33 protein-coding genes and 1 pseudogene are annotated in these 24,285 nt (G+C 34.0%); 17 read left to right on the forward strand and 17 right to left on the reverse strand.

All coding sequences use genetic code 11. From position 1 onward, the window contains the following. The 9 genes from pyrI (at position 1) to AC3OCB_RS07535 (ending at position 5,165) form a co-directional block, all read left to right on the forward strand. Positions 1-483: an aspartate carbamoyltransferase regulatory subunit gene (gene pyrI, locus AC3OCB_RS07495; RefSeq protein WP_498341740.1), complete on the forward strand. Its 483-nt coding sequence runs from the start codon at positions 1-3 to the stop codon at positions 481-483. Further along, positions 480-1,070, forward strand: coding sequence for a 2-polyprenylphenol hydroxylase (locus tag AC3OCB_RS07500; protein ID WP_498341741.1), 591 nt, complete (start codon positions 480-482; stop codon positions 1,068-1,070). The genes pyrI and AC3OCB_RS07500 overlap by 4 nt, the downstream gene beginning before the upstream one ends. Next, positions 1,054-2,223: a dihydroorotase gene (pyrC, locus tag AC3OCB_RS07505; protein WP_498341742.1), complete on the forward strand. Its 1,170-nt coding sequence runs from the start codon at positions 1,054-1,056 to the stop codon at positions 2,221-2,223. The genes AC3OCB_RS07500 and pyrC overlap by 17 nt, the downstream gene beginning before the upstream one ends. Continuing rightward, positions 2,195-3,058 carry a dihydroorotate dehydrogenase PyrD gene (gene pyrD, locus AC3OCB_RS07510; RefSeq protein ID WP_498341743.1) on the forward strand — a complete coding sequence of 288 codons (864 nt, stop codon included), beginning with the start codon at positions 2,195-2,197 and terminating at the stop codon, positions 3,056-3,058. Before pyrC ends, pyrD begins: the two co-directional genes overlap by 29 nt. After that, positions 3,055-3,351 (forward strand): hypothetical protein, encoded by a 297-nt coding sequence (locus AC3OCB_RS07515; protein WP_498341744.1) that lies wholly within the window; start codon positions 3,055-3,057, stop codon positions 3,349-3,351. The genes pyrD and AC3OCB_RS07515 overlap by 4 nt, the downstream gene beginning before the upstream one ends. After that, positions 3,348-3,656 carry a hypothetical protein gene (locus tag AC3OCB_RS07520; protein WP_498341745.1) on the forward strand — a complete coding sequence of 103 codons (309 nt, stop codon included), beginning with the start codon at positions 3,348-3,350 and terminating at the stop codon, positions 3,654-3,656. Before AC3OCB_RS07515 ends, AC3OCB_RS07520 begins: the two co-directional genes overlap by 4 nt. Next, on the forward strand, positions 3,653-4,258 hold the full coding sequence (locus AC3OCB_RS07525; RefSeq protein WP_498341746.1) for a MarC family protein: 606 nt from the start codon (positions 3,653-3,655) through the stop codon (positions 4,256-4,258). Before AC3OCB_RS07520 ends, AC3OCB_RS07525 begins: the two co-directional genes overlap by 4 nt. A gap of 58 nt (positions 4,259-4,316) precedes the next feature. Then, positions 4,317-4,784: an Lrp/AsnC family transcriptional regulator gene (locus tag AC3OCB_RS07530; protein WP_498341747.1), complete on the forward strand. Its 468-nt coding sequence runs from the start codon at positions 4,317-4,319 to the stop codon at positions 4,782-4,784. 75 nt (positions 4,785-4,859) lie between these two features. Beyond that, positions 4,860-5,165 carry a DNA-directed RNA polymerase subunit M gene (locus AC3OCB_RS07535; RefSeq protein ID WP_498341748.1) on the forward strand — a complete coding sequence of 102 codons (306 nt, stop codon included), beginning with the start codon at positions 4,860-4,862 and terminating at the stop codon, positions 5,163-5,165. Here AC3OCB_RS07535 and AC3OCB_RS07540 read toward each other — a convergent pair. Then, complete coding sequence (locus AC3OCB_RS07540; protein ID WP_498341749.1) at positions 5,151-5,576, reverse strand: HIT family protein; 426 nt, start codon at positions 5,574-5,576, stop codon at positions 5,151-5,153. The two genes, AC3OCB_RS07535 and AC3OCB_RS07540, sit on opposite strands and share 15 nt — an antisense overlap. A 52-nt stretch (positions 5,577-5,628) precedes the next feature. On the opposite strand from AC3OCB_RS07540, the gene AC3OCB_RS07545 reads away from it, so the two are divergent. Next, the gene (locus AC3OCB_RS07545) at positions 5,629-5,871 is read left to right on the forward strand and encodes a hypothetical protein (protein ID WP_498341751.1); all 243 of its coding nucleotides are present in this window, start codon (positions 5,629-5,631) and stop codon (positions 5,869-5,871) included. Between the two features lie 94 nt (positions 5,872-5,965). Further along, positions 5,966-7,435 carry a B12-binding domain-containing radical SAM protein gene (locus AC3OCB_RS07550; RefSeq protein WP_498341965.1) on the forward strand — a complete coding sequence of 490 codons (1,470 nt, stop codon included), beginning with the start codon at positions 5,966-5,968 and terminating at the stop codon, positions 7,433-7,435. 3 nt (positions 7,436-7,438) lie between these two features. Here the strand turns inward: AC3OCB_RS07550 and serS are convergent, their stop codons facing one another. The 11 genes from serS to hisC are packed head-to-tail and all read right to left on the reverse strand — an operon-like array spanning position 7,439 to position 15,601. After that, positions 7,439-8,800, reverse strand: coding sequence for a serine--tRNA ligase (gene serS / locus AC3OCB_RS07555; protein WP_498341752.1), 1,362 nt, complete (start codon positions 8,798-8,800; stop codon positions 7,439-7,441). A 24-nt stretch (positions 8,801-8,824) separates the two neighbouring features. After that, entirely contained in the window at positions 8,825-9,226 is a 402-nt protein-coding gene (locus tag AC3OCB_RS07560) for a metal-sulfur cluster assembly factor (protein WP_498341966.1), read from the reverse strand. Between the two features lie 41 nt (positions 9,227-9,267). Then, complete coding sequence (gene hisI / locus AC3OCB_RS07565) at positions 9,268-9,621, reverse strand: phosphoribosyl-AMP cyclohydrolase (RefSeq protein WP_498341967.1); 354 nt, start codon at positions 9,619-9,621, stop codon at positions 9,268-9,270. A gap of 5 nt (positions 9,622-9,626) precedes the next feature. Then, the gene (gene hisH, locus AC3OCB_RS07570) at positions 9,627-10,220 is read right to left on the reverse strand and encodes an imidazole glycerol phosphate synthase subunit HisH (RefSeq protein WP_498341753.1); all 594 of its coding nucleotides are present in this window, start codon (positions 10,218-10,220) and stop codon (positions 9,627-9,629) included. Beyond that, positions 10,220-10,504, reverse strand: a complete 285-nt coding sequence (hisE, locus tag AC3OCB_RS07575; RefSeq protein ID WP_498341754.1) for a phosphoribosyl-ATP diphosphatase — start codon at positions 10,502-10,504, stop codon at positions 10,220-10,222. The genes hisH and hisE overlap by 1 nt, the downstream gene beginning before the upstream one ends. Further along, positions 10,497-11,681 carry a histidinol dehydrogenase gene (gene hisD / locus AC3OCB_RS07580; RefSeq protein WP_498341755.1) on the reverse strand — a complete coding sequence of 395 codons (1,185 nt, stop codon included), beginning with the start codon at positions 11,679-11,681 and terminating at the stop codon, positions 10,497-10,499. The genes hisE and hisD overlap by 8 nt, the downstream gene beginning before the upstream one ends. Continuing rightward, positions 11,678-12,427 carry an imidazole glycerol phosphate synthase subunit HisF gene (hisF, locus tag AC3OCB_RS07585; protein WP_498341756.1) on the reverse strand — a complete coding sequence of 250 codons (750 nt, stop codon included), beginning with the start codon at positions 12,425-12,427 and terminating at the stop codon, positions 11,678-11,680. The genes hisD and hisF overlap by 4 nt, the downstream gene beginning before the upstream one ends. After that, positions 12,424-13,011: an imidazoleglycerol-phosphate dehydratase gene (hisBd, locus tag AC3OCB_RS07590; RefSeq protein ID WP_498341757.1), complete on the reverse strand. Its 588-nt coding sequence runs from the start codon at positions 13,009-13,011 to the stop codon at positions 12,424-12,426. Before hisBd ends, hisF begins: the two co-directional genes overlap by 4 nt. Further along, complete coding sequence (gene hisA, locus AC3OCB_RS07595; RefSeq protein WP_498341758.1) at positions 13,001-13,693, reverse strand: 1-(5-phosphoribosyl)-5-((5-phosphoribosylamino)methylideneamino)imidazole-4-carboxamide isomerase; 693 nt, start codon at positions 13,691-13,693, stop codon at positions 13,001-13,003. Before hisA ends, hisBd begins: the two co-directional genes overlap by 11 nt. Next, positions 13,693-14,550 carry an ATP phosphoribosyltransferase gene (gene hisG / locus AC3OCB_RS07600; RefSeq protein ID WP_498341759.1) on the reverse strand — a complete coding sequence of 286 codons (858 nt, stop codon included), beginning with the start codon at positions 14,548-14,550 and terminating at the stop codon, positions 13,693-13,695. Before hisG ends, hisA begins: the two co-directional genes overlap by 1 nt. Beyond that, positions 14,528-15,601: a histidinol-phosphate transaminase gene (gene hisC / locus AC3OCB_RS07605; protein WP_498341969.1), complete on the reverse strand. Its 1,074-nt coding sequence runs from the start codon at positions 15,599-15,601 to the stop codon at positions 14,528-14,530. Before hisC ends, hisG begins: the two co-directional genes overlap by 23 nt. A gap of 61 nt (positions 15,602-15,662) precedes the next feature. Here hisC and AC3OCB_RS07610 point away from each other — a divergent pair, with 61 nt between their 5' ends. Continuing rightward, positions 15,663-16,259, forward strand: a complete 597-nt coding sequence (locus AC3OCB_RS07610) for a hypothetical protein (RefSeq protein WP_498341760.1) — start codon at positions 15,663-15,665, stop codon at positions 16,257-16,259. On the opposite strand, the gene leuS is transcribed toward AC3OCB_RS07610, so the two are convergent. Further along, on the reverse strand, positions 16,227-19,085 hold the full coding sequence (gene leuS, locus AC3OCB_RS07615; protein WP_498341971.1) for a leucine--tRNA ligase: 2,859 nt from the start codon (positions 19,083-19,085) through the stop codon (positions 16,227-16,229). The two genes, AC3OCB_RS07610 and leuS, sit on opposite strands and share 33 nt — an antisense overlap. Before the next feature lie 48 nt (positions 19,086-19,133). Between leuS and AC3OCB_RS07620 the strand changes: the two genes are divergently transcribed. Next, complete coding sequence (locus AC3OCB_RS07620) at positions 19,134-19,667, forward strand: cob(I)yrinic acid a,c-diamide adenosyltransferase (protein WP_498341761.1); 534 nt, start codon at positions 19,134-19,136, stop codon at positions 19,665-19,667. Here the strand turns inward: AC3OCB_RS07620 and AC3OCB_RS07625 are convergent. Further along, complete coding sequence (locus tag AC3OCB_RS07625; protein WP_498341762.1) at positions 19,643-20,614, reverse strand: TIGR00269 family protein; 972 nt, start codon at positions 20,612-20,614, stop codon at positions 19,643-19,645. The genes AC3OCB_RS07620 and AC3OCB_RS07625 overlap by 25 nt on opposite strands. After that, a complete protein-coding gene (locus AC3OCB_RS07630) occupies positions 20,604-20,891 on the reverse strand; it encodes a DUF211 domain-containing protein (RefSeq protein WP_498341763.1) in 288 nt (95 codons plus the stop codon). The genes AC3OCB_RS07625 and AC3OCB_RS07630 overlap by 11 nt, the downstream gene beginning before the upstream one ends. A gap of 126 nt (positions 20,892-21,017) precedes the next feature. Here AC3OCB_RS07630 and speD point away from each other — a divergent pair, with 126 nt between their 5' ends. The 3 genes and pseudogenes from speD (at position 21,018) to AC3OCB_RS07645 (ending at position 22,291) form a co-directional block, all read left to right on the forward strand. Beyond that, complete coding sequence (gene speD / locus AC3OCB_RS07635; protein ID WP_498341764.1) at positions 21,018-21,386, forward strand: adenosylmethionine decarboxylase; 369 nt, start codon at positions 21,018-21,020, stop codon at positions 21,384-21,386. Then, positions 21,386-21,475: pseudogene (locus AC3OCB_RS07640) on the forward strand (NAD(P)-binding protein); the annotation flags it as partial. The gene speD and the pseudogene AC3OCB_RS07640, both read left to right, overlap by 1 nt. A 222-nt stretch (positions 21,476-21,697) precedes the next feature. Beyond that, positions 21,698-22,291 (forward strand): NAD(P)/FAD-dependent oxidoreductase, encoded by a 594-nt coding sequence (locus tag AC3OCB_RS07645; protein WP_498341765.1) that lies wholly within the window; start codon positions 21,698-21,700, stop codon positions 22,289-22,291. On the opposite strand, the gene AC3OCB_RS07650 is transcribed toward AC3OCB_RS07645, so the two are convergent. Next, entirely contained in the window at positions 22,271-22,465 is a 195-nt protein-coding gene (locus tag AC3OCB_RS07650; protein WP_498341766.1) for a PolB1-binding protein PBP2 family protein, read from the reverse strand. The genes AC3OCB_RS07645 and AC3OCB_RS07650 overlap by 21 nt on opposite strands. 42 nt (positions 22,466-22,507) lie before the next feature. Here AC3OCB_RS07650 and AC3OCB_RS07655 point away from each other — a divergent pair, with 42 nt between their 5' ends. Further along, a complete protein-coding gene (locus tag AC3OCB_RS07655; protein WP_498341767.1) occupies positions 22,508-23,344 on the forward strand; it encodes a UbiA family prenyltransferase in 837 nt (278 codons plus the stop codon). Here AC3OCB_RS07655 and AC3OCB_RS07660 read toward each other — a convergent pair. Then, entirely contained in the window at positions 23,333-24,283 is a 951-nt protein-coding gene (locus AC3OCB_RS07660) for a hypothetical protein (protein ID WP_498341768.1), read from the reverse strand. The two genes, AC3OCB_RS07655 and AC3OCB_RS07660, sit on opposite strands and share 12 nt — an antisense overlap. Positions 24,284-24,285 lie beyond the last annotated feature (2 nt).

Here is a 24,285-nt window from a genome sequence, read left to right on the forward strand (position 1 = left end):
ATGGAAGCTACTAGCAAAAAAGAACTTATAGTCACAAAAATAAAGAATGGAACAGTTATTGACCATATACCAGCAGGGAGAGCATTAGAAGTACTCAAGATACTTAAGATAACTAAGCAAGACACGATAGCTTTGGTTATGAATGTAGAGAGCAAGAAGATGGAAAGAAAAGATATCATAAAGATAGAAAATAAAGAAGTGGATGAAAAAGAGGCAAACTTGATCACACTTATTGCACCTACAGCCACTATAAACATCATTAGAGACTATGAAGTGGTTGAAAAGAAAAAGCTAAAGATACCAGAAATTGTCAAAGGTGTTCTTAAATGTATTAACCTAACTTGTATAACAAATAACGACATAGAAGCGCTTTCTGAATTTGTAAGGATAAACGAAAAACCCCTTAAGATGAAGTGTGTATATTGCGATACAATAATTGATGAGAACGATATATCAAAACAAATACTAGGTAGTGAAAAATGATTTATTCAGATATTATATACACTAAAAAAGTAGAAAATATTTACGAGATGGGAGTCTCATTTCCAATAAAACCACTACCAGGGCAATTCGTTAGCTTAATCCTTTCTGGAGAGAGGGAGGTACCATTAAGCATAACTGATTATTATAATCGAGTTCTAACACTACATCTTTCAGAGAGGCTATATGAAAGAATAAATGGGAAGAAAAGAGTAATAATTAAGGGACCATTAGGAAAGCCATTAAGATTTAAAGGTAGAAAAATTCTAGGCATAGCACATAAAGACTTTTTTTATGATATTTTGTATATACTTAGAGAAGCTAAAAGAGATGGATACCTAGTAAAAGTAAAGTGTATTGAATGTGATACAAACGAATTTGAAAAAGGAAATGAAAGTGATGCAGACATGGTAATTGCTGCAGTTCCGCCCGAACAAATTACAGCACTACCTAAAGATGCATTAGTTTACGTGAGATGGGTGAAAATGAATTGTATGCTAGGAGTTTGTGGAGTTTGTGAGATTAATAATAAGCTAACTTGTATAGATGGGCCTTTACTTAAGGTGAGTGATATTGTGGATAAGAGGTAAAGCATGGATAAACAGCTCAATAGATGAAGTATGCATACAGTTTGATCGGTTTATAAAAGGTATAAAAAAGGAATGTAAACCAGATATCGAGTTTAAAGAAAATCAGTTGATAATGCCAAGCTCAATAGATATGCACGTTCATGTTAGAGGAGCTAAGTTGTCCTATAAGGAGACTGTAGGTACAGCAACCAGCGAGGCATTGTATGGAGGGATTGGATTAGTTGTAGATATGCCGAATACTTTGCCACCAGTTAATACTTATCAAAGAGTTGTAGAAAGACTTAGAGAGTTTGAATATCAATCTAGATCTGATTTTGCAATTTATTCTGGTGTAACTAAAGAAGTTGAAAGTGTTGATAAACTCCCAATTGCAGGGTATAAAATATATCCGGAAGATCTTGAAAAAGAGGAGACTAAAGAAGTATTAAAGAAAAGTAAAAAGTTAAAGGTTCTTCATCCAGAGATTCCTTTGGCTTTAAAAGTACCTAGAAAATTAAGACAGTTGTGGATGGAAATTGGCTCTTTGAATTATGTTTATGGGAATGTTCATATAACACATATAACCAATTATGAAACGGTGAAGTTGGCAAAGGAAATGGGATTTACAACGGATATAACACCTCACCACTTATTAGTTGATGGAGAAAAGGATTGCTTAAGTAAAGTAAACCCACCAATAAGAGATCATGTAACACGGTTAGGCCTTTGGAGAGCATTGTTTGAAGTAGATACAATAGTAAGTGATCATGCCCCTCACACAAGAAACGAAAAGAACATGGAATATGAATTATGCCCTCCTGGAATAGCAGCAATGTCTTTTTCAACTCCTTTTATTTACTCTTTAGCCTTCAAAGGTATTATAACATTTGATAGAGCAGTCTTATTACTTTCAAAGAACCCAGCTAAAATACTAGGTGTGCCATATGGAGAGATTAAAGTAGGAAATGTAGCTAATTTCACAATCATAAGTAGAAATCCATGGAGATATGCGACTAAATTCTCTAAAGTCACAGAGACTCCCCTTGATTATTACAAATTAGAAGCCAAGGTTGATTTTACAATCGTTCAAGGGAAACTAGCATATGACGGAGAAAATGTTTACCCAATTAGGGGGATGAATCCTTATGATACAAGTAGCCAATACAAACTTTAAGGATCCACTAATTATAGCTTCTGGATTAGTTTCCTTTTCAAAAATCAATTATGTATGTAAAAATTACTCGCCATCAGCAATAACTATAAAAACACTAACACTTAAGCCCCTAAATCCTCACGATTCTCCTACTGTTATTAAGTTTCACGACAAGTGTTATATGAACGCAATAGGCCTAGGAAATCCAGGTGTGGATGAACTTGAAAAGATTGAAAGTGAATGTCCTCTCATTGTAAGTATAGGAGGAGGAAGTGTCGAAGAAATTACTGAAGTAGCCGGAAAAATAAAGAGGGGAATTATGATAGAAATAAACATAAGTAGTCCTAATAGAAAGGGATTTGGAGAAAGCTTATCTAGTTATGTCCACGAGATTGTAAAAAACGTAAAAGGAGTCGCTTCTTTGCCTGTTTTTGTAAAGCTTGGTCCATGGGATAATGTAATTGAACTTGCTGGAAAAGCACTATCTGCTGGTGCAGATGGATTAACATTAATTAACACGCTAAAAGGGATGACAGTTGATGTAGAAACTTTTAACAAAATCTTACATTACGGTACTGGCGGGATTTCTGGTAAATGCATTCATCCACTTGCAGTTAGAATAATCCATGATGTTTATAAAGAATATGAAGCACAAATTATAGGAATGGGAGGAGTTTTTAACGGAATTGATGCTATAGAGTTAATGTCGGTCGGAGCTAAGCTTATTGGACTAGGTACAGTTCTGATAGATGAAGGCTATGAGAGTATAACAAGAATAAGAAAAGAGATTGAAGCGTTTTTAAAAGAAAAAGGATTAAAATATTCAGACATAATAGGAATAGCAGTGAAAAAATGACAAAGATGGTAATGAAAGGAAGAGATATAGAATCACTACTCTACATGGGAAAGATAAAGTCTGTAAATGTAGAATATTGTGACGAGAGTAAAAAGACAGCCAAGGTCGTTGTTGAGACCATTGATGGAGATACTGTAGAAACAGAGTGTATCGCAACAAGAGCCGCAGGTAAAATATCTGTCGTGATAAAGCATTACTTAAGGATGGGAATAAAAATAATTCAAGACACAGATATAAATATGAATAACATTAAAAATGTTGACACAGAGGAAGAAGGGGATGATTCGCAATGAAATTTAGAATAGATAAAATTCCACAAAGTGAAGACGATATGGAGGAAATACAAAGAGAAGTTGAAGAAAGTGAACATCACCACCATCATCATGAACATAGTGTAGAGGAGTTGGTTACAGAACTTTACATGTCGCTTCAAGCTTTAGAAGGAAGAGTTACAGAAGTTGAAAAAGATAACGATGACTGCAAAAAGGAAATATCTAGATTATATAAGATATTAAGTAAACTAATTTTAGCTACTATGAGTGAAAACAAGGAAGAGAGAATTAAAAATCTCAAAGAGATTACTAGTCTACTAGAATGAATTTTGAAGCAGTATTAGTAATAACAGTTAAACTATTTGCAATAATTGACCCTTTTTCAGTGATACCTTTTTTACTAGCAGTCTATGAAGAAGCATCTAAAGAAGATCCAAGTAGAAAACTCTCTTGGAATTTTATTGTAAATAAAATAACAATAGCAATAATAATTTTATTAGTGATTTTTTCTATATTAGGTAGACCACTTTTAGACTTCTTAGGATTATCTCCACAATCACTTGAAATAGCTGGAGGTCTTCTATTGATCTACCTAGGTATAGATACCATGGGTGGGTTCCAGCAGTTAAGATTCGTAAGGAAACTTGAGGAAGCCATAATTACTCCAATTGCTACGCCTCTGCTTGTAGGACCAGGCACTATGACAGCATTAATTACTTTATCAGTAAGCTATAATCCTTTGATTTTGATATTAAGTAGTCTACTAGTGACTTTATTAGTATATTTGTCATTGCTTTCCGGTCCTCTAATAGTTAAACTATTGGGAGAAACCGGTACAGTAGCAACGGGTAGATTTACTGCTATAATTATAGCGGCGTTTGGTGTTCAACTTGTATTACAAGGTATATCTCAGCTAAAGTTAGCATGATAAATCCTTTTCAAGATGAAAATTTTTTAATCAGTATATTAATCTTACTATGAACTTTATGTCAGATAAAAAAAGGGTTGAGATAGATACAGTAGACAAAAAATTGCTTATGGAGCTTTTAAGAGATTCTAGAGTAAGCTTGAGAAGATTAGCGGAAGAGATGAACGTGTCACCTGCTACTCTTCATAATAGATTATTAAGATTAATGCAAGAGGGAGTAGTAAGAGGATTTACAGCACTAATTGACTATACAAAACTTGGATACTCTCTCACTAGCATAATTATGGCAAAAGTAGATGGTAAACATCTAGTTGAATTTGAGAAAAGCATATCTAACTATGATAATGTTGTTGCAGTTTATGATATAGTTGGTGAGTATGATGTTGCAATTGTTGCTAAATTTAAAAATGTTGAAGATCTTGATAATTTTCTCAAAAATTTACTTAAAAATCCTATAGTTGAAAGAACTCATACAAGTATAGTACTAAATGTTATTAAGGAAGACCCTAGAATCAGAGTTATATGAATTTTTAATGATAATTGTGACCAAAAGCCTTATATATAGTATTATGGCTTTACTCTTTTATATGGTGAAACTAATATGAAGTTCTGTCCTAAATGCGGAGGAGTAATGATACCTACTAAAAAAGATGGCAAAGTGATATTGAAGTGCACAAAATGTGGTTATGAGATGCAACTTACCGAAAAAGAGAAAAAGGAATACAACGTAAAGGAACAAAAGGACAAGAATAGCAGAGTTCTTACTACGTCATTAGTTAGCGACAAAGGGGAGAGAAAATTAGAAGAAGAACAATTAGAGCAAGAAAGAGAAGAATACTATAAAGAAGTAGGGTTAGAATTACTAAGGGAAGAATTAGAAGAAGAATCAGAATCAGACGAGGAATAACCTTATCTTATTTACATATTCTGACATCTCGTTCTCATCTTTGTACTTAGTCCTTTTATCTATCGAGTCTATTCCCTTTCCATCATTATAATATCTTGGAATCACATGAATGTGTAAATGAAAAACGTGTTGCTCTGCAGCTTTTCCGTTGTTAGAAATAATATTAACACCATCTGCTCCCATCTTCTTTATAGCTATAGCTATTTTCTGTGCGACCTCCATCACTTTACTTAGCTTGTCTTTAGGAATATCAAAAATATTCTCGTAATGATCTTTTGGAATCACAAGTACGTGACCTTTATTTACAGGATTTATATCTAGAAAAGCTAAAGTTTCCTCATCCTCATATACTTTCTGTGATTTTATCTCACCTTTAACAATTTTACAAAATATACAATTTTCAACTTGCATAGAGTACAAATAGAGTAAAAACTTTAATGCTTTACTGTATATCTATTATCTAATGAAGATCTCTAACGTTGAATCGAAATACTTGGTTGAGATAAAAAATAAGCAAATTGTAATAGAAGAAGGAAGAAATGAAAAAGGAGAGAAAATAGTAACTTTTTATACGTTAACTAATGCAAAACTTCCTAACGGAGAAGAATGGAACGAAGATCTTACCAATGCTAAAAAAATTGAAAAGAGAGATGACCTACCCGAGTACGTTAGAAAGTTATTGAAAAAAATATTAAGCTCTTTGTAAAGAGGATTTATAAACCTTTAATAGATATATAGAGAGATGAGGTGATCCGTTGGAAGACCATTTTGATTTTATCATAACTACTGATCGTTGCTTAATGACAAATCATCATGGAAAAGAGTTCTTAGGCTTTATGGCTACCGGCCCTGCTGTAGGAATACCGGAGAGTGTCTGGAAATGGCTAGCATGTCCGAAAATGAAAACAGATGATCTAGGAAGACCTGTACAAGCATCTTACGGAATGAGAAAAGTAGAAGCAGCGTTAATAGATGCAGGCTTTAAAGCAGCTATTATTGATCCAGATCATTTAAACAAGCACTTACCGCATGCAAAAGCATTAATGTTCTCACACCATGATTATTTCGCATTTGGTCCACCATCTTCTACTTGGTGGGGGATTACAAAAAAAGAACCGGTTAATTACAAGAGCTTTATGGAGCTAGCTAATAGACCAGAAATCAGAAAAGAAAAAGAAAGAGGAATGAAAATAATAGCAGGAGGTCCATCAGTGTGGCAGTGGTTATGGAGGGAAGATATGATAGACAAACTAGGTGTAGACACTCTAATTGACGGAGAAGGGGACAAGGCCGTAGTTAAATTAGCCCAGATGATTATGGATAATGAGCCTTTGCCGAAGTATATGTATATAGGTGGAGATGAGGCCCCATCAGTAGATGAAATATCAGAGATCAAAGGAGCAAGTGTAAATGGATTAATAGAAATAATGAGAGGATGTGCAAGATCTTGTAGATTCTGCTCGGTAACGCTTAGACCAACTAGATATTATCCATTAGAAAAAATTGAAAAAGAATTACTGGTAAACGTAAAAAATGGGGTCACCCACGGTGTTATTCACAGCGATGATGTGCTCTTTTATGGTGCTATAGGAATTCATCCAAGACCAGAGCCTCTAATAAAACTTCATACCTTGGTAAAGAAGTATTATAAAACAATAGCTTGGAGCCATGCTAGCCTAGCAGCAATAAGATATTCGGAAGAAAAGTACGGATTGGTATCAAAATTAATGGAGATTGTGATGGGGGACGGAAGCCAAGATTATCTAGGCGTAGAGGTAGGAATTGAAACAGGGTCTGTTAGGTTAGCCAAGGAAATAATGCCAGCAAAATCTGCTCCATACAAGGTGGATGAGTATCCTGAAACAGTAGAACAAGCATTTAAGATAATGCATGAGAACAAAATTATACCTGCAGGAACTATGATAGTAGGATTGCCAGAAGAGACCGAGGATGATGTATATAAAACAATTGAATTAGTAGATAACTTAAGATCATATAGAAGTATTCTAGTTCCTATGTTCTTCGTACCAATGGGTTATTTCAAGAATAAAGACTGGTTCACTAGAATAAAGTTAACAGATGCTCACATAGAACTTTATAGAAAAGTCTTTTGGCACGATGTTTATTGGGGAGAAGAGATAATAAACCATTCATACCTAAAGGGACCACTGTACTATCCGGTAAGAATGACACTAAAACTCTTCCTTAGAGTAGCTAAAAGAAGGATGAGAAAAATAGAGGCTAATTTAGAATCGTACTTAAAGAAATGAAATCTAACTTTTTCTTGGGTATATGTAATCTTTAGGTGCTTTAGTAAATACTTCCAAGTATTTTCTCAATACCTTAGGTATTTCTACAACACCGTCTTCTCTTTGGTAATTTTCTAAAATAGCAGTTATCGTCCTTGTGCTAGCAATTGCTGTACTATTTAGTGTGTGCACAAAACCTTTTTTATTATTCTTGTCTGCGTATCTTATTTTCATTCTAAATGCCTGCCAATCTAAACAGTTGCTACAACTGACCATCTCTCTAAACCTAGCTTGAGCCGGCATCCAGACTTCTAAATCATATTTCTTTGCCGCACATGCACCCAGATCGCCTGAGGCTATGTTTATAACTCTATATGGTAAACCAAGACCTTGGAATATTTCTTCAGCGTTTTTAATTAGTTCCTCATGATATTTCCAACTATCTTCTGGAGTGGAAAATATGAATTGTTCAACTTTATGGAATTGATGAACTCTGAAAATACCTTTTAAGTCCTTGTTTGCAGCTCCTGCTTCTTTCCTAAAAGCTGGGCTTAAACCAACATACTTTAATGGTAATTTTTCTTTAGGAATCTCTTCCTTAAAGTACATAGCAGCTATAGCATGTTCCGCCGTGGCTATTAGATATAAATCTTCGTTCTCTATCTTATATATTGCATCCTTAAATGTGTCTAGATCTATTACGCTTTTTATAACTTCTCCTCTTAACATATACGGTGGAAGAACTAAAGTATAACCTTTACTTGTAACTGTGTCAATAGCATAATTAAGGAGAGCAATATCTAGCCATACTATGTCATCAAATAGATAATAAAACCTTGCGCCTGCTACCTCTGCAGCTTTCTTTGTATCACCTAATTTTAGAACATTCTCTAACATATCTGCATGTCCTACAGGTTTCCAATGAATTACTTCATAGTCGACTTTATTTCCTTTAACTTGAGTAAGAAATTCCTGCTCATCTTTTTCATATACCTTAAATTTGCCCCAGAACCTAATAGGAACGCTGTAATTCTCATCCGGTCCTAAAGGTACGGAATCATCTACGACATTAGGCAACTCTGATAACAAATTATCCCTTTCTTCCTCTATTTGCGCCAATTCTTTTTCTTTTTCTTCAAGTTGTTTCAGTAACTCTTTTGCTTTTTTAATTAGCTCTTGTCGTTCTTCCGGTTTAGCCCTAGGAATGGAAGAGCTTATTACGTTATGATCATGCCTTAGTCTCTCTGTCTCTTGTAAAACTTGTCTCCATCTCTTATCTAATTCTACAGCCTTATCCACAAGCGAAGTATCAATATATCTTCTTTTTATATATTCTTTAAGTTTATCGGGATTATTTCTAACTAAGTCTAATATGCTCCAAGACACAATTAACAAAAAACACGGAAGAATTTATGCCTTCTGATCCTGCTGATCTTCCGGCAATCCATAAGTTTGTACCCACATTTCAACTATATCATACCCATAAAGTTGTTTAAACTTCTCTCTACCTTCTGGCGTCATCTTTAAAGGATTCCAAGGGGTATCTAAATCAATGTCCACATCTACAGATTTAGCTGGCACTGTCTCTCTAACTACTTGCTCAACCGTATAAATTAAATCATCAACTACTGGACAACCTGGAGCTGTTAGTCCCATCCTTACATAAACATCTCCTTCATCACTTATCCTTAACTCATAAATTAGACCTAAATTAACAATGTCTACTGGAATTTCTGGGTCATAAACTTGAGTTAGAGCTTCCATTATCTTTTTCTTCCATTCATCTTTGTTTATGTTTTGCTGAGCTGACATTTTAACCATATTTAATTACTGCATTATACATTTTAAACTCTCTATTTAATCAAATCAGTAAAACTCCTATAGAAGCAACTTTTATTTCCAGTATGACATGTAGGGCCTAGAGGTTTGACTAAAAATACCATCGCATCTCCGTCGCAGTCTACTTTGAAGTCTTCAAGAATCTGAAAATGACCACTAGTTTCTCCTTTTAGCCATAACTTCTTTCTGCTCAAAGACCAGAAATGCAAATACCCAGTTGTTAACGTTTTCAATACAGCTTCTTTATTCATGCTTCCCACCATTAAAACTTCCTTGCTTTCATAATCTTGAAGAACAGCTATAATAGTAGAATCGGTGTGCCTAAAATTTAAATTGGAAATAATTTTTTCTGCTTCTTCTTGTGTCAATTTTTTCATTTCTTCACCCATGAATAGAAATTTCTTAGGAAGATCTTTCCATTTTCACTGCTCTTTTCTGGATGAAATTGAGTACCTACAGCAAAATCATTACATATTATTGCTGGATACCTAATTCCGTATTCAGTATATGCAACATAGTCATTAGTATATGCAACATATGAATGAACATAGTATACATATTTATCGTCAAGTCCTTCTGCAATTCCGCACTTATCATTAGACACAAATACCTTATCCCATCCTATGTGAGGTAACTTAACATTTTTGCTTTGTATCTTATCAACCTTACCCTTAAACCATCCGAGACCTTTGCTTACTCCTCCTTCAGTTCCTTCTTCGAACATCACTTGCATACCTAAACATACACCAAGAAACTTTACCCCTTTTTTCTTCATCTCTTCAAACTTATCCTTAATTGAGTTAAGATATGAGGATACAGCAGAGAAAGCACCAACTCCAGGTAAAACTATGACGTCTTCGTCTCCTTGAGGAAGAAAGGAAATAGTAGTTTCAAAACCTACTCTTTCTAGGCCAGACTTAATACTGAAAAGATTGCCTACTCCATAATTTATAATTGTAGCTTTCATTATTTCATCCTCCTTCTTAATTCTTCATATACTTCCTCTGGCTTGACACCCTCAACAGCCATCAGAACTAGTAAATGATAAATCAAATCAGAGACCTCACTAATTAATCTCTCTTTTCCTTCTGCTAGTGACGCTACAACAACTTCAGTGGCTTCTTCTCCCACTTTCCTTGCTATATACGGTTTTCCTTTTTCAAGGAGTTCTACAGTGTAACTTCCTTCTTTTCTATTTTTCATTCTGTCCAAGATAATAGAATATAAGGTATCTAACACGCTACTACTCATATCTTACACCTATACTATTTGCATGATACTCAAACCCTTCATATTTTGCTAAAATCTTAGAGGCATCAATTATTTTTTTATCTGGACTAACTGATGAAGCATACATCACCATCTTAAGATAATCATAGACTGAAATACCGCCCCTAACTTTTGCCCATTTGTTCGTTGGCAATATGTGATTAGGACCTGCTGAATAATCTATTATAGCTGGAGGAGTGCTTCCAAGAGTGACTACACCAGCATTCTTAATCTTGTTTAAATACATCCTCGCGTTAGTTACATGCAAAGATAAATGTTCTGGTGCTATCTCATTTGCCAATGTTATCGCCTCATCAAGATCACTAACTCTGATCAAATAATAAGTATTAGCATCTTGTTCTAACTCTTTTGATATAACATCTATTATTTTGTCTGAATTAGTTAATAAAACTAGGAATGTGAATTTACCATGCTCAGCTTGAGCTCTTAAATCAAGAATGATGTGAGAAGGATTAGCTGTTTCGTCTGCTATTATAACTAATTCAGTAGGGCCCTCTATCCCATCAATTGCAACGTCCCTGCTTACTAAATATTTTGCAGCTTGGACATAAATGTTGCCTGGACCAACTATTTTATCAACTTTCTTCACAGTCTCAGTGCCATAAGCCAATGCTGCTATTGCTTGAGCACCACCTATAGTGTAAATCTCATTTACGTTTAGTTTCAACGCAATATACGCTATTGCTGGCGTTATTTTATTAGGAGGAGAAGCTACATAAATCTCATTTACTCCAGCTACAACTGCTGGGACGCCAGCCATTAACAAAGTTGACGGGTATGCTTTATCTCCACCCGGAACATAAATTCCTATTTTTTCAATACTCTTCCAGATCACCCCGTAATCAATTCCATTATTTCCTCCACCTATTATGTTTGGTGGTTTAATCAAAGTGTTAAATTCGTAGATTTGGGAATAGATAACATCAATCGCTTCTTTTAGGTTATTGTCTACTTGGGACGCCAATTCCTCTATTTTTTGAAGAGTAATTGAAGTAAGCTTAATTTTATCAAATTTCTCTTCAAATTCTATTATGGCTTGATCTCCTCTGTTTCTAACTTCATTAACGATTTTTTCTACGTCTGGTAATACTCTGGTAAAATCATTAGGCCTTTCTTTTGGAAGATCTCTTTTTATCATAATCTCACCTCAATACCCCTACTTAATAAATATCTTTTAAGCTCTGGTATACGGATAACTCCATCATGGAAAACCCCAGCCGCTAAAGCAGCGTCAGCAAATTTAAGTACCTCATAGAAATGTTCCATTTTACCAGCCCCACCACTAGCAATTACTGGTATGTTTACTGCGTTGATAATCCTTTGAGTAAGTTCAATATCATAGCCTTGCCTAGTTCCGTCTCTATCTATACTTGTCAATAGAATTTCACCTGCACCCAGTCCTTCTACTTCTTTTGCCCAATTTATTGCATTAATCCCAGTGTTATAAGTTCCAGACCTAGTAAAGACCAAAAAATCGTCATTTACCCTTTTTGCATCTATGGCTACAACTACTGCTTGAGCACCGAATTGTTCCGAGGCTTGTGTAACTATTTTTTTGTTTTCTATAGCAGCAGTATTTATACTAACTTTGTCAGCCCCGTTTCCTAAAATCCTAGAAACATCTTCAATGGTTCTAATTCCTCCACCTACAGTTAATGGAATTGATAATACACTAGCAGTATTTTTTACTACATCAAGTAAAGCCTTTCTTTCTTCAATTGTTGCAGTAATATCTAAAAAAACCATTTCATCAGCTCCTTCCTCTTCGTATCTAGCAGCTAATTCTACCGGATCTCCCTTATCCTTTAGATCCATAAAATTAACACCTTTTACAACTCTTCCGTTTTTTACATCAAGACATGCAATTATCCTCTTTGTGGTCATAAAGATCCCTTCAAGCTGAAAGTTTCCTCATAAATTAATCTTGAAGCTTCATAAAGGGCAAATCCTAACCCTTTGAAAGAAGCTTCAATAACATGATGAGTATTCTTCCCCCTAAGTTGAAGTATATGAAGATTTACACCAGAATTATATGAGAAAGATTGAAAGAAGTGAAGCACGTTTTCTGTAGCCAAACCGCCAATTTCTTCTCTTTCTAAATTTAGCTCGACGTTACTAACTCCTCTTCCCGATATATCTACTGCAACTAAGACTAAAGCCTCGTCCATTGGAATAATTTGGTGTGAAAATCTACGTATACCTTTCTTATCTCCTAGAGCATCTCTAAAGGCTTCACCTAAAGTTATTGCAACATCTTCAACTATATGATGATCGTCGTAGTTTTGTTTATCTTCTGCTACTACTGTGGCAGTAGAATTCATATAGTAAAGGAGGGTTGAGAGCATATGATTAAAGAAGTTTACTGGTGTTGAAACTTTTACTTCTCCTTTTTTATCTATATTAAGGAAAATATCTACTTTTGTCTCTTTTGTCTCTCTAATTTTCCTAATACTGCGATTAGTAGACATATTTAACCCCTCTTAGGTTACCAGAGTAAAAACTCATCCCAACTATTGCGTAATTAAATCCATATTCTTTTAACATATATAAATCTTCGATACTCCCAATTCCTCCCGCATATTCTTTTATCCCGCTGACTCTTAAGGAATAGTTCTTAATGAAAGGATCTACCCCTCTTTTTGTACCTTCATTGTTTACATATGTAAAAATGTAACCTAATGCTTGAAACGACATTATAAAATCAAGAACTTTAATCGACTTTTCTTTCCATCCTCTTATTAGGACGTAACCTGAAGAATCGTAGTCAACCGAAAGGAGAACTTTCTCCTTACCTAATTTCTTTACAATCTCTTCATAAGTTGATGGATTTTTCACTGGTAATGTCGAAATCACAATAGCAGAACAACCATAACTAATTAAGCTTTCTGCTTTTTCTATACTTCTAACTCCTCCACCTACTTGAACCCATGAAAACCCTATTTTACATATTTCCTTAATATATTCTTCATTATTACCTAATCCCTCCGCTGAGTCTAAATCAACTAAATGAACCGAATTGTAACCCTCATTATAAATTTTTAAGGCAATGTCTATAGGGTTCCCTAATATCAAGCCTGAACCTCTAATCCCTCTTACTCTTTTTACCGCCTTTCCTTCACTAATATCTATACTTGGTAGCACTTTAATCATTACTTGATCACTTTTTCTATATCTACCACAACAATATCCATAGCTCCGCTAGATTTTAACTTTGCAATTACCTCTGGTAATAAGTCTTCTTCCACAACTGTTATCACTTCCCAAGCATCGCTTCTAGCTAGCTTTGATAATGTAGGAGATAGCATTGCAGGGAGTGAAGACAGAACATTATCTAATTTACTATCTGGCACATTCATAAATATCATCTTCCTATTCCTTGCCATTAAAGCACCTTTCATTAAGGTTAATAACATATTAATTTTGTCTGCCTCATCGCTCTTTATCCAGCCTTTATTTGCTATAACTGTAGCCCTGCTCTCGAGAATGGTATCTACTGGTTTTAATCCATGTAACTTTAATGTAGTCCCAGTGCTCATAACATCAATTATTGCGTCAGCAGCGCCTAAAGATGGCATTACTTCTGCAGCACCGCTAATTTTTACTATTTTAGCTCGAATATTCTTCTTTTCTATGTACTCTTTAGCTATATTATAATATTTTGTAGCTATTCTTATTTCTCTATTAATTTCTTCTATTCTATCAACGTTCCAGCTTATAGGTATCGCAAACACTATCTTTGATTTACCAAAGTCTAATCTTATTAATTCCTCTACTTCTGCGTTAGACTCAACTACATAATCATGCCCAGTTATTCCTAATTCTGAGGCACCGGACTCTACGATACTAGGGATGTCTTCCGTTCTTACCATAACAAGTTGTACTCCCTCCCAGTTAGTAGGGATTATTAATGCTCTGTCATCAGAAAAATTACCTTTAACACCTACTGAAGATAAAAATTGAAGTACCGGATCTTTTAATCTTCCTTTATTTGGAATTGCGATTTTCAACTATCTCACCCAAATAATCCAATAAGGTATCAATCTGATCCCTTGTCCCAACACTAATTCTATAATAACTTGATAGTGGCTTTCTTATTGCGATTCCTTTGCTTAAAAGAGGAGTTAATAAATCTCTATCATCTTTCACTAAAACGAAATTAGTAAGTGAATTATAAACTCTTAATCCAAGCTTTTCTAACCCTTTTATTAAATATTCTCTATTTTTAGCGATCTCTTCAACTACATTCTTTACATACGAAGGGTTTTCTAAAGCTGTAATCCCTGCAATCAAACTCGGTAATGAGATGTCAAATGGGGTTGAGGCTTTCATCAAGTTCTTTATAACTTCTTCATTTGCAATTAAGTAGCCTATTCTGTAAGAGGCTAGTGAAAAAGCTTTACTCAATGTCCTAACTATCATTAAGTTTGGATATTTATCTACCAGTTTGGAAACAGAGTAACCTGAAAACTCATAATACGCTTCATCAATAAGGACGAAGCCGTTTACAGTTTCCGCTAATGCCCTTATTTTATCTTCGTCCGCCTTTAGCATCGGTGATCCAGTTGGATTATTAGGATCATCCATCACAGCTAGCCTAGCACTTTTTGCCTCTTCAAGGAATTTATCCCAATCCATACTCCACCATTTTCCATCTTCCTTCAAATCAACTCTCGCTTGTTTTAGTCCTCTCACAGAAGAATATACCTTATACATGCTATAGGAGGGACTATTTAATACAATCTTGTCATTAGGTTGAGTTAAATTATAAAATACAGCTCTTATTGCCCCGTCTCCACCAGGTGTTGGAAAGACATTCTTTGGCTCTACTTTACTGTAGTTTGCCATTAGTTCGCGCAGTCTTTCTGTTAATGAGGGGTGTTGATATCTGTTACCTAGATATAGATACTTTTTTACAGCTTCTATAATAAAATCTGGTGGAGGATAAGGGGATTCATTTAAATGAAGTCTTATACCTTCATTTATATCATCAAAACTGTATTCCTCTGCCTCAATTAACCAAGGATATATGAGATTTTTGACTTTGTCGGTTGGTGCAATAAGAAACCCTCGATAAAATCATAAAGAAAAGCAAATAAGCTTTACTGTTAAACATGTATAAGTGCTCGAGGAACTAATCTCAAAACCAAGAGTTATAAAGAGCTATTATTATTATCCAAAATTAATTTTAACGCTTAATATAGCTGAATACTTATATAGTCGAGGAAAGGACGTTTGTATATTTAATTTTGATAAAATTAACTGGCAATATTACCCCTATCAAACTAATTTTGTTATGAAATGTAATGAAAATTCAGAGAATCTAATTTTTGAGGTCGAAGATGAGAGCCAAATCCCGTTAAAATTTCTTATAGTTACTTCTATAAAAAATTTAAAACTAGGTTTACCTGTATCTGAAATACAGAGGATAGATCAGAATTTATATAAGATAAACTTTGACAATCAAATTCATCTTTTTAGAATAGTAGACGGAAAAATACTGGAAGAGAAAGTTAAAGGACTAAGCGAAGAAATTATACAACTATTAAACGAATATAAAGAACTTAGCTTGAAGGAGGTCGTGGATATAATATCAAACAAAACAAAAAGCAGTAGAGAAAATGTAAGAAAAGAAGTTTATTTCTTAAAGGAGATTGGAGTTGTGGATATTCAAAACGGAAAAGTTTTACTCAACAATTATAGCAGGCTTAAGCGGTAATGCCTCTTTATTTACTTTTGTTCTATCCAATTCGGAGACATCTTTTATTTCTATTGGAACGTTCAGCTTGTAACTTATGTATTTTTCACCTAGCTTAAGTATTTCTTTCTCATTAAAGTTGTATCCAAGGACTAACCTCTTCATACTATCATCTAATTCTACTGCTAATTCGTATATCTTTCTATATAAGTTAGCCATCCTCTTATCTGCTGGTTTCTCCTTTTCCATTAACTGCTTTAAATTCCCGCCAGATGAAAGTATTTGTACCGCATCCTTTAATACCTTGGTCAGTTCGTCCTCAGCTACATAGATCTTTACAACCTTGGGTGAACTCTTAAAGTAATAGTTGATTATCTTTTGTGTATCATCAATAATCCTTTTATGATACTCATGGACTAAAATAACATAAGTATCTTCTGAAGATTCTTCAGCAGTTGGCCATTTCTCCAGCGAGACAAAACTCGTATGACCCAACAGATGCCAGATCTCTTCGGCAAAATGTGGAGCAAAAGGTGCTAATAATTTGACCCATGTTTCAATACTATCCTTTAACAATTTACCATTAGGTTCTACACCCTCAGCCTTACACATCTCTATATATTCTTTAATGTATGAATCGAAATTATATAAGATATCATTAACTGTATTTCTAAAATCTATATTATCCATGTTCTTAGTAGCATCACTAATTATATTATTTAGCTTAGCCTTTAACCACTTATCAGCAAATTCGCTACCATTTCCATTATATTTCGAAAGTTCTTGAATGAAATCATAATATTTCCTTAATATTTCACCTACTGATTTTGCATAAGATTCGCTGAAGTTTACATCAGAACCCATATCAGCAGTTGATGTTAGTGCGATTCTTACTACATCTGGGCTATAAATCCTTAATGCCTTTCTTAAAGGAATAATGTTTCTTAATGACTTACTCATCTTCTTTCCTTCGTACAGTACGAAACCATTTACTGCTATTGCCCTAGGCCACAACTCCTCTGGGAATATTGCAGCATGGTTGAATATAAAGAAAGATAAATGATTAGGAATAAGGTCTTTTCCACTATGCCTTATATCTAACGGGTACCAATAAAGGAATTCGTCCCTTATTTCTTTTATGATTTCTTTTGATATTCCAGTTTTCTTAGCTACTTCTTCAATGTCTCCATTCCCTAGCATTACATAATCCCAGAACTCATATGTCAACTGAGACGGTTTTAGTTGATATTTCTTAATCTTATGCGATATTGTATAGTATGCCATATAAATTGTAGAATCACTTAAGCTTTCTATAATCCATTTTTTATCCCATGGTAATGGAGTACCTAGACCTCTTGTCCTTGCACAAGCCCTTTTTTGTAGCCAGTCTGCGACAAACTCAAAGTCTTTGCGTACATCTGGGGGAACAAACCTCATATTTGAAATTAGCTTTTTAGCTAAAACTTTCCATTGTGGATTCCCATAGTCTAGGAACCACTGATCCTTTAGTATCTTGACTACAATTTCATTTCCACATCTACAATATACTGGTCTATTCATAATTTCAAAAATCTTTCTCCCTAGACCATTCTTTATTATAAAATCAGTTATTTTGTCTCTCGCTTCTGGGACTTTTAGACCAGTAAACGACTTGAAATAGTCTTGGTACTCTTTCTTGACTAATAATGAAATGTCCTTCATTTTACCTCTATTGTATTCTACTCTATATACTTGTTCTGTTAATTTTTGTAAATCATCCTTATTTTTAGGATTATTCTTCTCTACAAAGTCCTTAGCTAAAGAGTCTCCTTGTCCTTCTACTTCAATAACAGGGACAAGCTGTAGCTCCGGTTTAACCTTCTTTAAATAATAATAATCAAATGGAGCGTGGGCTGGAACACTCATTACAACGCCTGTAGCTACATCTGGATCAACGAAATCTGCAGGTAATATTGGGATTTCTTTACCTGTTATTGGGTTTATTGCTCTATGCTTTACTAATTCAGATCCTTTTAAGTTGCCTAAGGTCTTTATATTATCAATTTGAAATGTAAGCTTGAATGCGGATCTTTCACTTACAATCATCTTCTTTCCATCTAGCTCTATGATCGAATAAGTTACATCTGGGTTAACCCATATAGCTACAGCACCGAAAACGGTCTCTGGCCTAAGTGTAGCTGCGGGTAGTATTCCTAAATCACTGTCAAAATAAATTAATATAAATTCCCCTATTTCTGGTTCTACATCTCCTTTTGTATCATGCATACCTACTGGTAAATGGTGAACTGGACACCAACCAACCGGGTGTGTATCCCTAACTATAAATCCTTTTTGTTGTAGTTTTGAAAACTGCCAGACTATAAAAGAGGAAAATTCTGGGTCAATAGTAGTAAACTCTCTTCTCCAATCTATGCTTAAGCCTATTTCCTTCATCGCCATTTTTATCTCTTCTTTGAAATAGTTGGCCATAAATAACGGATCGGCTAATTTTGATATCGCACTGTCTGGTATTTCATATATATTTTTGAAAATATCAATCAGTTCTTTATCTCCTTTGGCCACATCGTCAGCCATAGCAATTATCGGTGTTCCAGTATAATGAAAACCCATTGGTAACAAGACATTATATCCTTTCATTCTCATGTATCTTGCGTATATATCACATGTTACATATGTTCTACCATGGCCTAAATGAAAAGGGGAATTAGGATAAGGAAAAGCTACTGTAGTAAAGAATTTTTGTTTGGAATTTTCTGGGTTTGATTCAAAGATTTTTGCCTTTTCCCATTCGTTTTGCCATTTTTCGGCGATGGACGTTAAAAAGTTAACGAAATCCTTTGCGGAAATCCTAAATCACCAAAAGACCTTTATAACCTCGAATATTTAAATTATATTGTGTTTACAAAATCTGGCGATGATGGTAATACAAATGTTATAAATAAAAGGGTAGGAAAAGATTCTCCGCTTGTTAATTTCCTTGGAGATTTAGATGAGTTAAATTCATTCATAGGATTCGCACTGTCTAAAATACCATGGGAAGATATGAAAAAAGACCTTGAAAGAGTACAATATGAATTATTTGCCATAGGAGAAGACCTCTCAACCAACGGAGAAAAGAGGAAAATTGACATAAATTATGTTAAATGGATAGAGGAAAGGACTGTTGAATATAGAAAAGAAAGCGGACCCGTAAAGTTGTTCGTTATACCAGGCGGTTCAGAGGAGGCATCATCATTACATATCGCAAGAAGTGTTGCAAGAAGAATTGAAAGAAATGCGGTGAAATATAGCAAAGAGATACCAGAAATAAATAAGATGATTATAGTATACTTAAATAGGTTATCTTCATTGCTTTTTGCTATGGCTTTAGTTGCAAACAAGAGAAGAAACATAGAAGAAAAAGTTTACGATATAGGTAAGTTTTGGTGAAGAAGACCAGACTTAATTAAAAGCTCACAATTTTTACATATATCTCTTCCGTAGCTAGTAGGTTCTCCACAAATCTTACATCTAGGTAGCTCTTTTATTTCTGGTGTGGAAGACACATAACTTTTTCTAACATTTTCTGCTATTCTATCAAATTCTTCAATTATATTTAGCAAAGTTCCGGGTTTGTTGTCCTCGAGCAAGTAAAGTAATTCTCTGACTTTTGCCCTCAACGTTGGTTTAGTAGTAATATAGGGGCATTCAACTTCTTGAAAAGTGTAGCCTTTGTAATAAGCATACATAGTTGTTTCCCATTCATAGATTTTCCTTAGCGGTTTAACGCGTAGCACAAATCTAGAGCTTAACTTTAATGGCTTATCCCCAAACCTTATTAATCTTATTAAATCGCCTCTAATCAAATTTATCATGATAGCTTGAACTTCATCATCAAGATTATGACCAGTAGCTACAAAATCAGCATTAACACTTCTACCAGCATTATTAATTAATTTTCTTCTAAAACCTCCACAAAACGTACATGCAGAAACATTAAGTCCTTTTGATGTTGCTGATTGCACCATTTCGTCTAAGGTATATCCTGCGCTTTGCTTGAAACTATCTTCGATTAATTCTATTCCTAATTCAGATAGAAACTTTCTTAGTTGTTGTATCTGCTCTTTTCTATTATATCCGTGAATACCTTCAGTTATATTATATGCAATCAGCTTACTAGTATCAATAAAAGAAGCTAATGTATCGGCTAATACAAAGCTGTCTTTGCCACCAGATACTGCCAAAAGAATTTTACTAGCTTTTAATAGACCTATCTTTTCAGATTCTTCCTTTACCCTTTGCCTTATATCTTCAATAAAACACTGCTTACATAATTTCCTCCCAGTATGTGGCTGAAATATCTCTGCCTCTCTCGATTTACATGCTTCACATCTCATCTTCTTTTCTCCCCTCTACCATTCTTGATCCACTTACAACTTCGTCAATACTATGAATTGCACATCCATCTTCTTCCAGAATTTTCTTTATTTCATCAAAATTCAAGTTATTTCCTTCTATAACTATCATTAACCCCATAGTTTCCACATCCATATCGGTAACACTAATATTAACTCCTTCTACACCTTTAATTTCTGAAATTTTCTCAGCTAAATCAACTATTGAAATACCTCTGATAGGTTTTAAAACATCCAAAACAAGCCGTCTTATAGGCAATGTGACCACTGTTTACAATACTATTTTCAAAACTTCAATAAAAAATTAGTTGAGATAGTAAGGGAAATCAGTGGGTTAAAATTTAAAAGTAACAGTTACCCCCCATATAGATTGGGGGGTAGGGGTATGATGGGGATCGTAAGTACACCAAAAGTGGTCGGAAGGCAAGTTTATGGGAGCTTATATGAATGTGACACTGAAATTCTAAAGGATAAAGAAAGGTTGGAAGAGATAGTAAAGGGGGCAGTTAAAGAGGGTAACATGACATTATTAGACATTAAAGCATGGAAAATAGGGGAAGGAGTAAGCGTAGTAGCAATCGTACTAGAGAGCCATGTAACAATTCACACATGGCCAGAATATGATTTTGCAACCGTGGACGTTTATTCATGTGGTGCTCATACAGATCCTTACAAAGCATTCATGTATATAGTTAATGAATTAAAGGCTAAAAGATATACAGTTAATGAGGCTGATAGGTCATCAGAGTTTTAATTGTAGGAGGAGGTATAGCTGGATTATTAACAGCATGGAAATTAGAAAATGAAAAAGTAATTGTTTTTGATAGGAAAAGAGAATTAGGCAAGAAATGTACTGGGATAATAAGTTTTACAACTTTTAATAAATTAGGAATTTCAAAAGAATTTATAGACTCTTATTTTAAATCTATAATCTTTCATTACTCTAACATATCTTTTGAGGTAAAAACTAACGTAGTAAGATTAAATAGAGTTAGACTTGAAAAATATCTAGGAGAAAATCTTACAGTAAAAAAGAATGTTGATGCAAAAATATCCGGTAATAGAGTGCTTATTAACAGTGAAACATACGAAGGAAAAATAATTGATGCATCTGGATGGAAAGGACAGGCTAGATGGATTAAAGGAGTGGAGTTCGTTATGGAACCTATAGATAGTGATAAGATTGAGGTATTCTTTGACCTAAATAATCCTTCTGGTTTCGGATGGATAGTTCCGTTAAGCTATGGGACATTAGTGGGTGCATTGTCTTATAAAGATCCAAGGCTATTTATACCAAAAGTAGATAAAAAAATTCTTGAAATTCATGGAGGAGCAATACCTAGAACAAAACCAACTTATAAGATTGGTATTGGAGACACATTAGGTCTAATAAAGACATTCACAGGGGGAGGAATATTTTCTATTGGAGAAATGCTAGATACCATGCCAAAGTTAGTCTATGATAATGATAATTCTCTTCATAAAATTAAATTTGAGAAACTTAAAAATGAAATTAAAAAACAAAATCTTATAACTAACATATTAGAAAAAACTTGGAAAATCTCTATCCCATTAGCATTTAGAATTTTTAAAGATAGAACAATACACGTTAATGAAGAATTTGATTTCCATTCACTTTTATTTAGAATTCCTCACTAAATTATAACATCCTTCTCCTTTCTCAATGACATTCATTTCTATTAGCTTTGCTATAACCTCCTCTGGGTTCTTTATCCCTAATGCTTTAAGCTCTCTTAATGCTATAATCTCTCCCACTGAGACGTTATTTTTGAAATACTTTATTGCTTTTTGGATATCATCTTGCGAAGACATAAAAGTCACCTTTTTAATTCCTTTCAAAATTATTATACAAGAATGTCAGTAAAAGCTTATTTTGAACTTATAAGAATCCATAACGTTATAGGTTCAGCGATATCAGCGTTTATGGGTTTTGTTATAGCTTCTGAATGGAAATTAGTTCCCATAAAAATGATACTGGCTATGATCATAGTAGCTTCAATTGCTGCGGCGGGATATGTAATAAATGATGTTTACGACTTGGAAATTGACAAAATAAATAAACCTGAAAGACCATTACCATCTGGTAGAGTTAAAATTAAAACAGCGAAAGTATTTACATTTATTCTTTTCGCTGTGGGAATTGCTTTATCTACCTTTCTCAATATTTACGCTGTGATAGTTGCATTTTTAACTGCTATTTCGCTCTACTATTACGCAAGAAACCTAAAGAAAGAAGGATTTGTAGGAAATATTATAGTTGCCTCAACTGCTGCTCTTTCTGCTTTTTATGGAGGACTAGCATATTTTGAAGGATCTTGGTTAATAAGAACCGCTATTCCAACACTCTATATTTTCTTTTTTACTTTATCTAGAGAATTTATAAAAGGAATTGAGGACGTAGAAGGAGATAAAGCTAACGGTGTTAAAACTCTTGCTGTAAGTATAGGAATACAAAAGACATGGATAATAGCAAAGATCATCTTGTTAGGCCTTCTTATAACATCTCCAATTCCCTATTTTTATGGATTTAATATAATTTATTTAGGAGGGATTTTAGCTTTAGACGTTATTCTCGTAATCATACTTTTACAGAAGCATATGAAAGAAACAGCATCAAAAGCAAGGGCGTATATGAAAGTTTATGCTTTAGGTGCTTTGATAACATTTGCTTTAGGAGCATTAAACATTTGAAATGCTTTTATCGAAAATTTTTCTATAACCAGCCTTCACTCCCACTACTCTTAAGCTTATGTTACCTTTGGAGTTTGTTAAAGGAACTTTGTATTCAATAGTTCTACCTACCTCAACATTATTAAAACTCTTGAAATTAACTGATAGGTTATTTATAAATACATTAGCTAATACTTTATCTAACTCTATTTCACTTACATTAGAAATCTTTACTTCAATATATCCGTCCTTTATAGTTGCTAGGACATCAAGATTAATTTTAGGTATTTTATACTTGAATGAAAACAGGGAATATATCCTTCCATAAGCCTTAGAAGTCTCAGATGCATTATAAAATATACCCAATGTTCCTTCTTTTTCTATTTTTAAATCAACAACCTCATTGTCTCCATAAAATTTATTTGTTTCTATTTCTAAACTTCCATCTTTACTAGGATTTTTTGCTACTATATAACACTCGCCAAAGCAATCGAACTTAACATTTTCCTTTGGCTTTAACAAGAGAACGCCAGATCTTAATTCATATTTTGTCTCAAATTCTTTTACTGGATAAAATATAATATGACTAACATTATCTATAGTAATACTATCCAACCCTTTATATGAGATGGAAAAGATATTTTTTCCTTCTCTTATAACAGGGGTTATATCGTAAATAATAGAAGAGATGATACTATTTCCAGAGTCTATTTCTATGTTTGGTCTGAACTCTTTTGTCAACGAAAAATCATTTAGCCATAGCCTCCATTTAGGTTCTAACCCTTTCTTCCTTTCTATGTTAATAATAATATATACTTTTTCTGGTTTTCGATCAATATCGAACGTATATTTAAGTTCCCTGTTTATTGATGAAAGTTTTACTCCCTCAGCAAGAGCATCATATTCTATTGTTCCGTTATAGTTACCTGCATCAAAGACTCCGACACTTCCGATTGGCATAT

This window comes from Sulfurisphaera sp. (assembly GCF_059755235.1).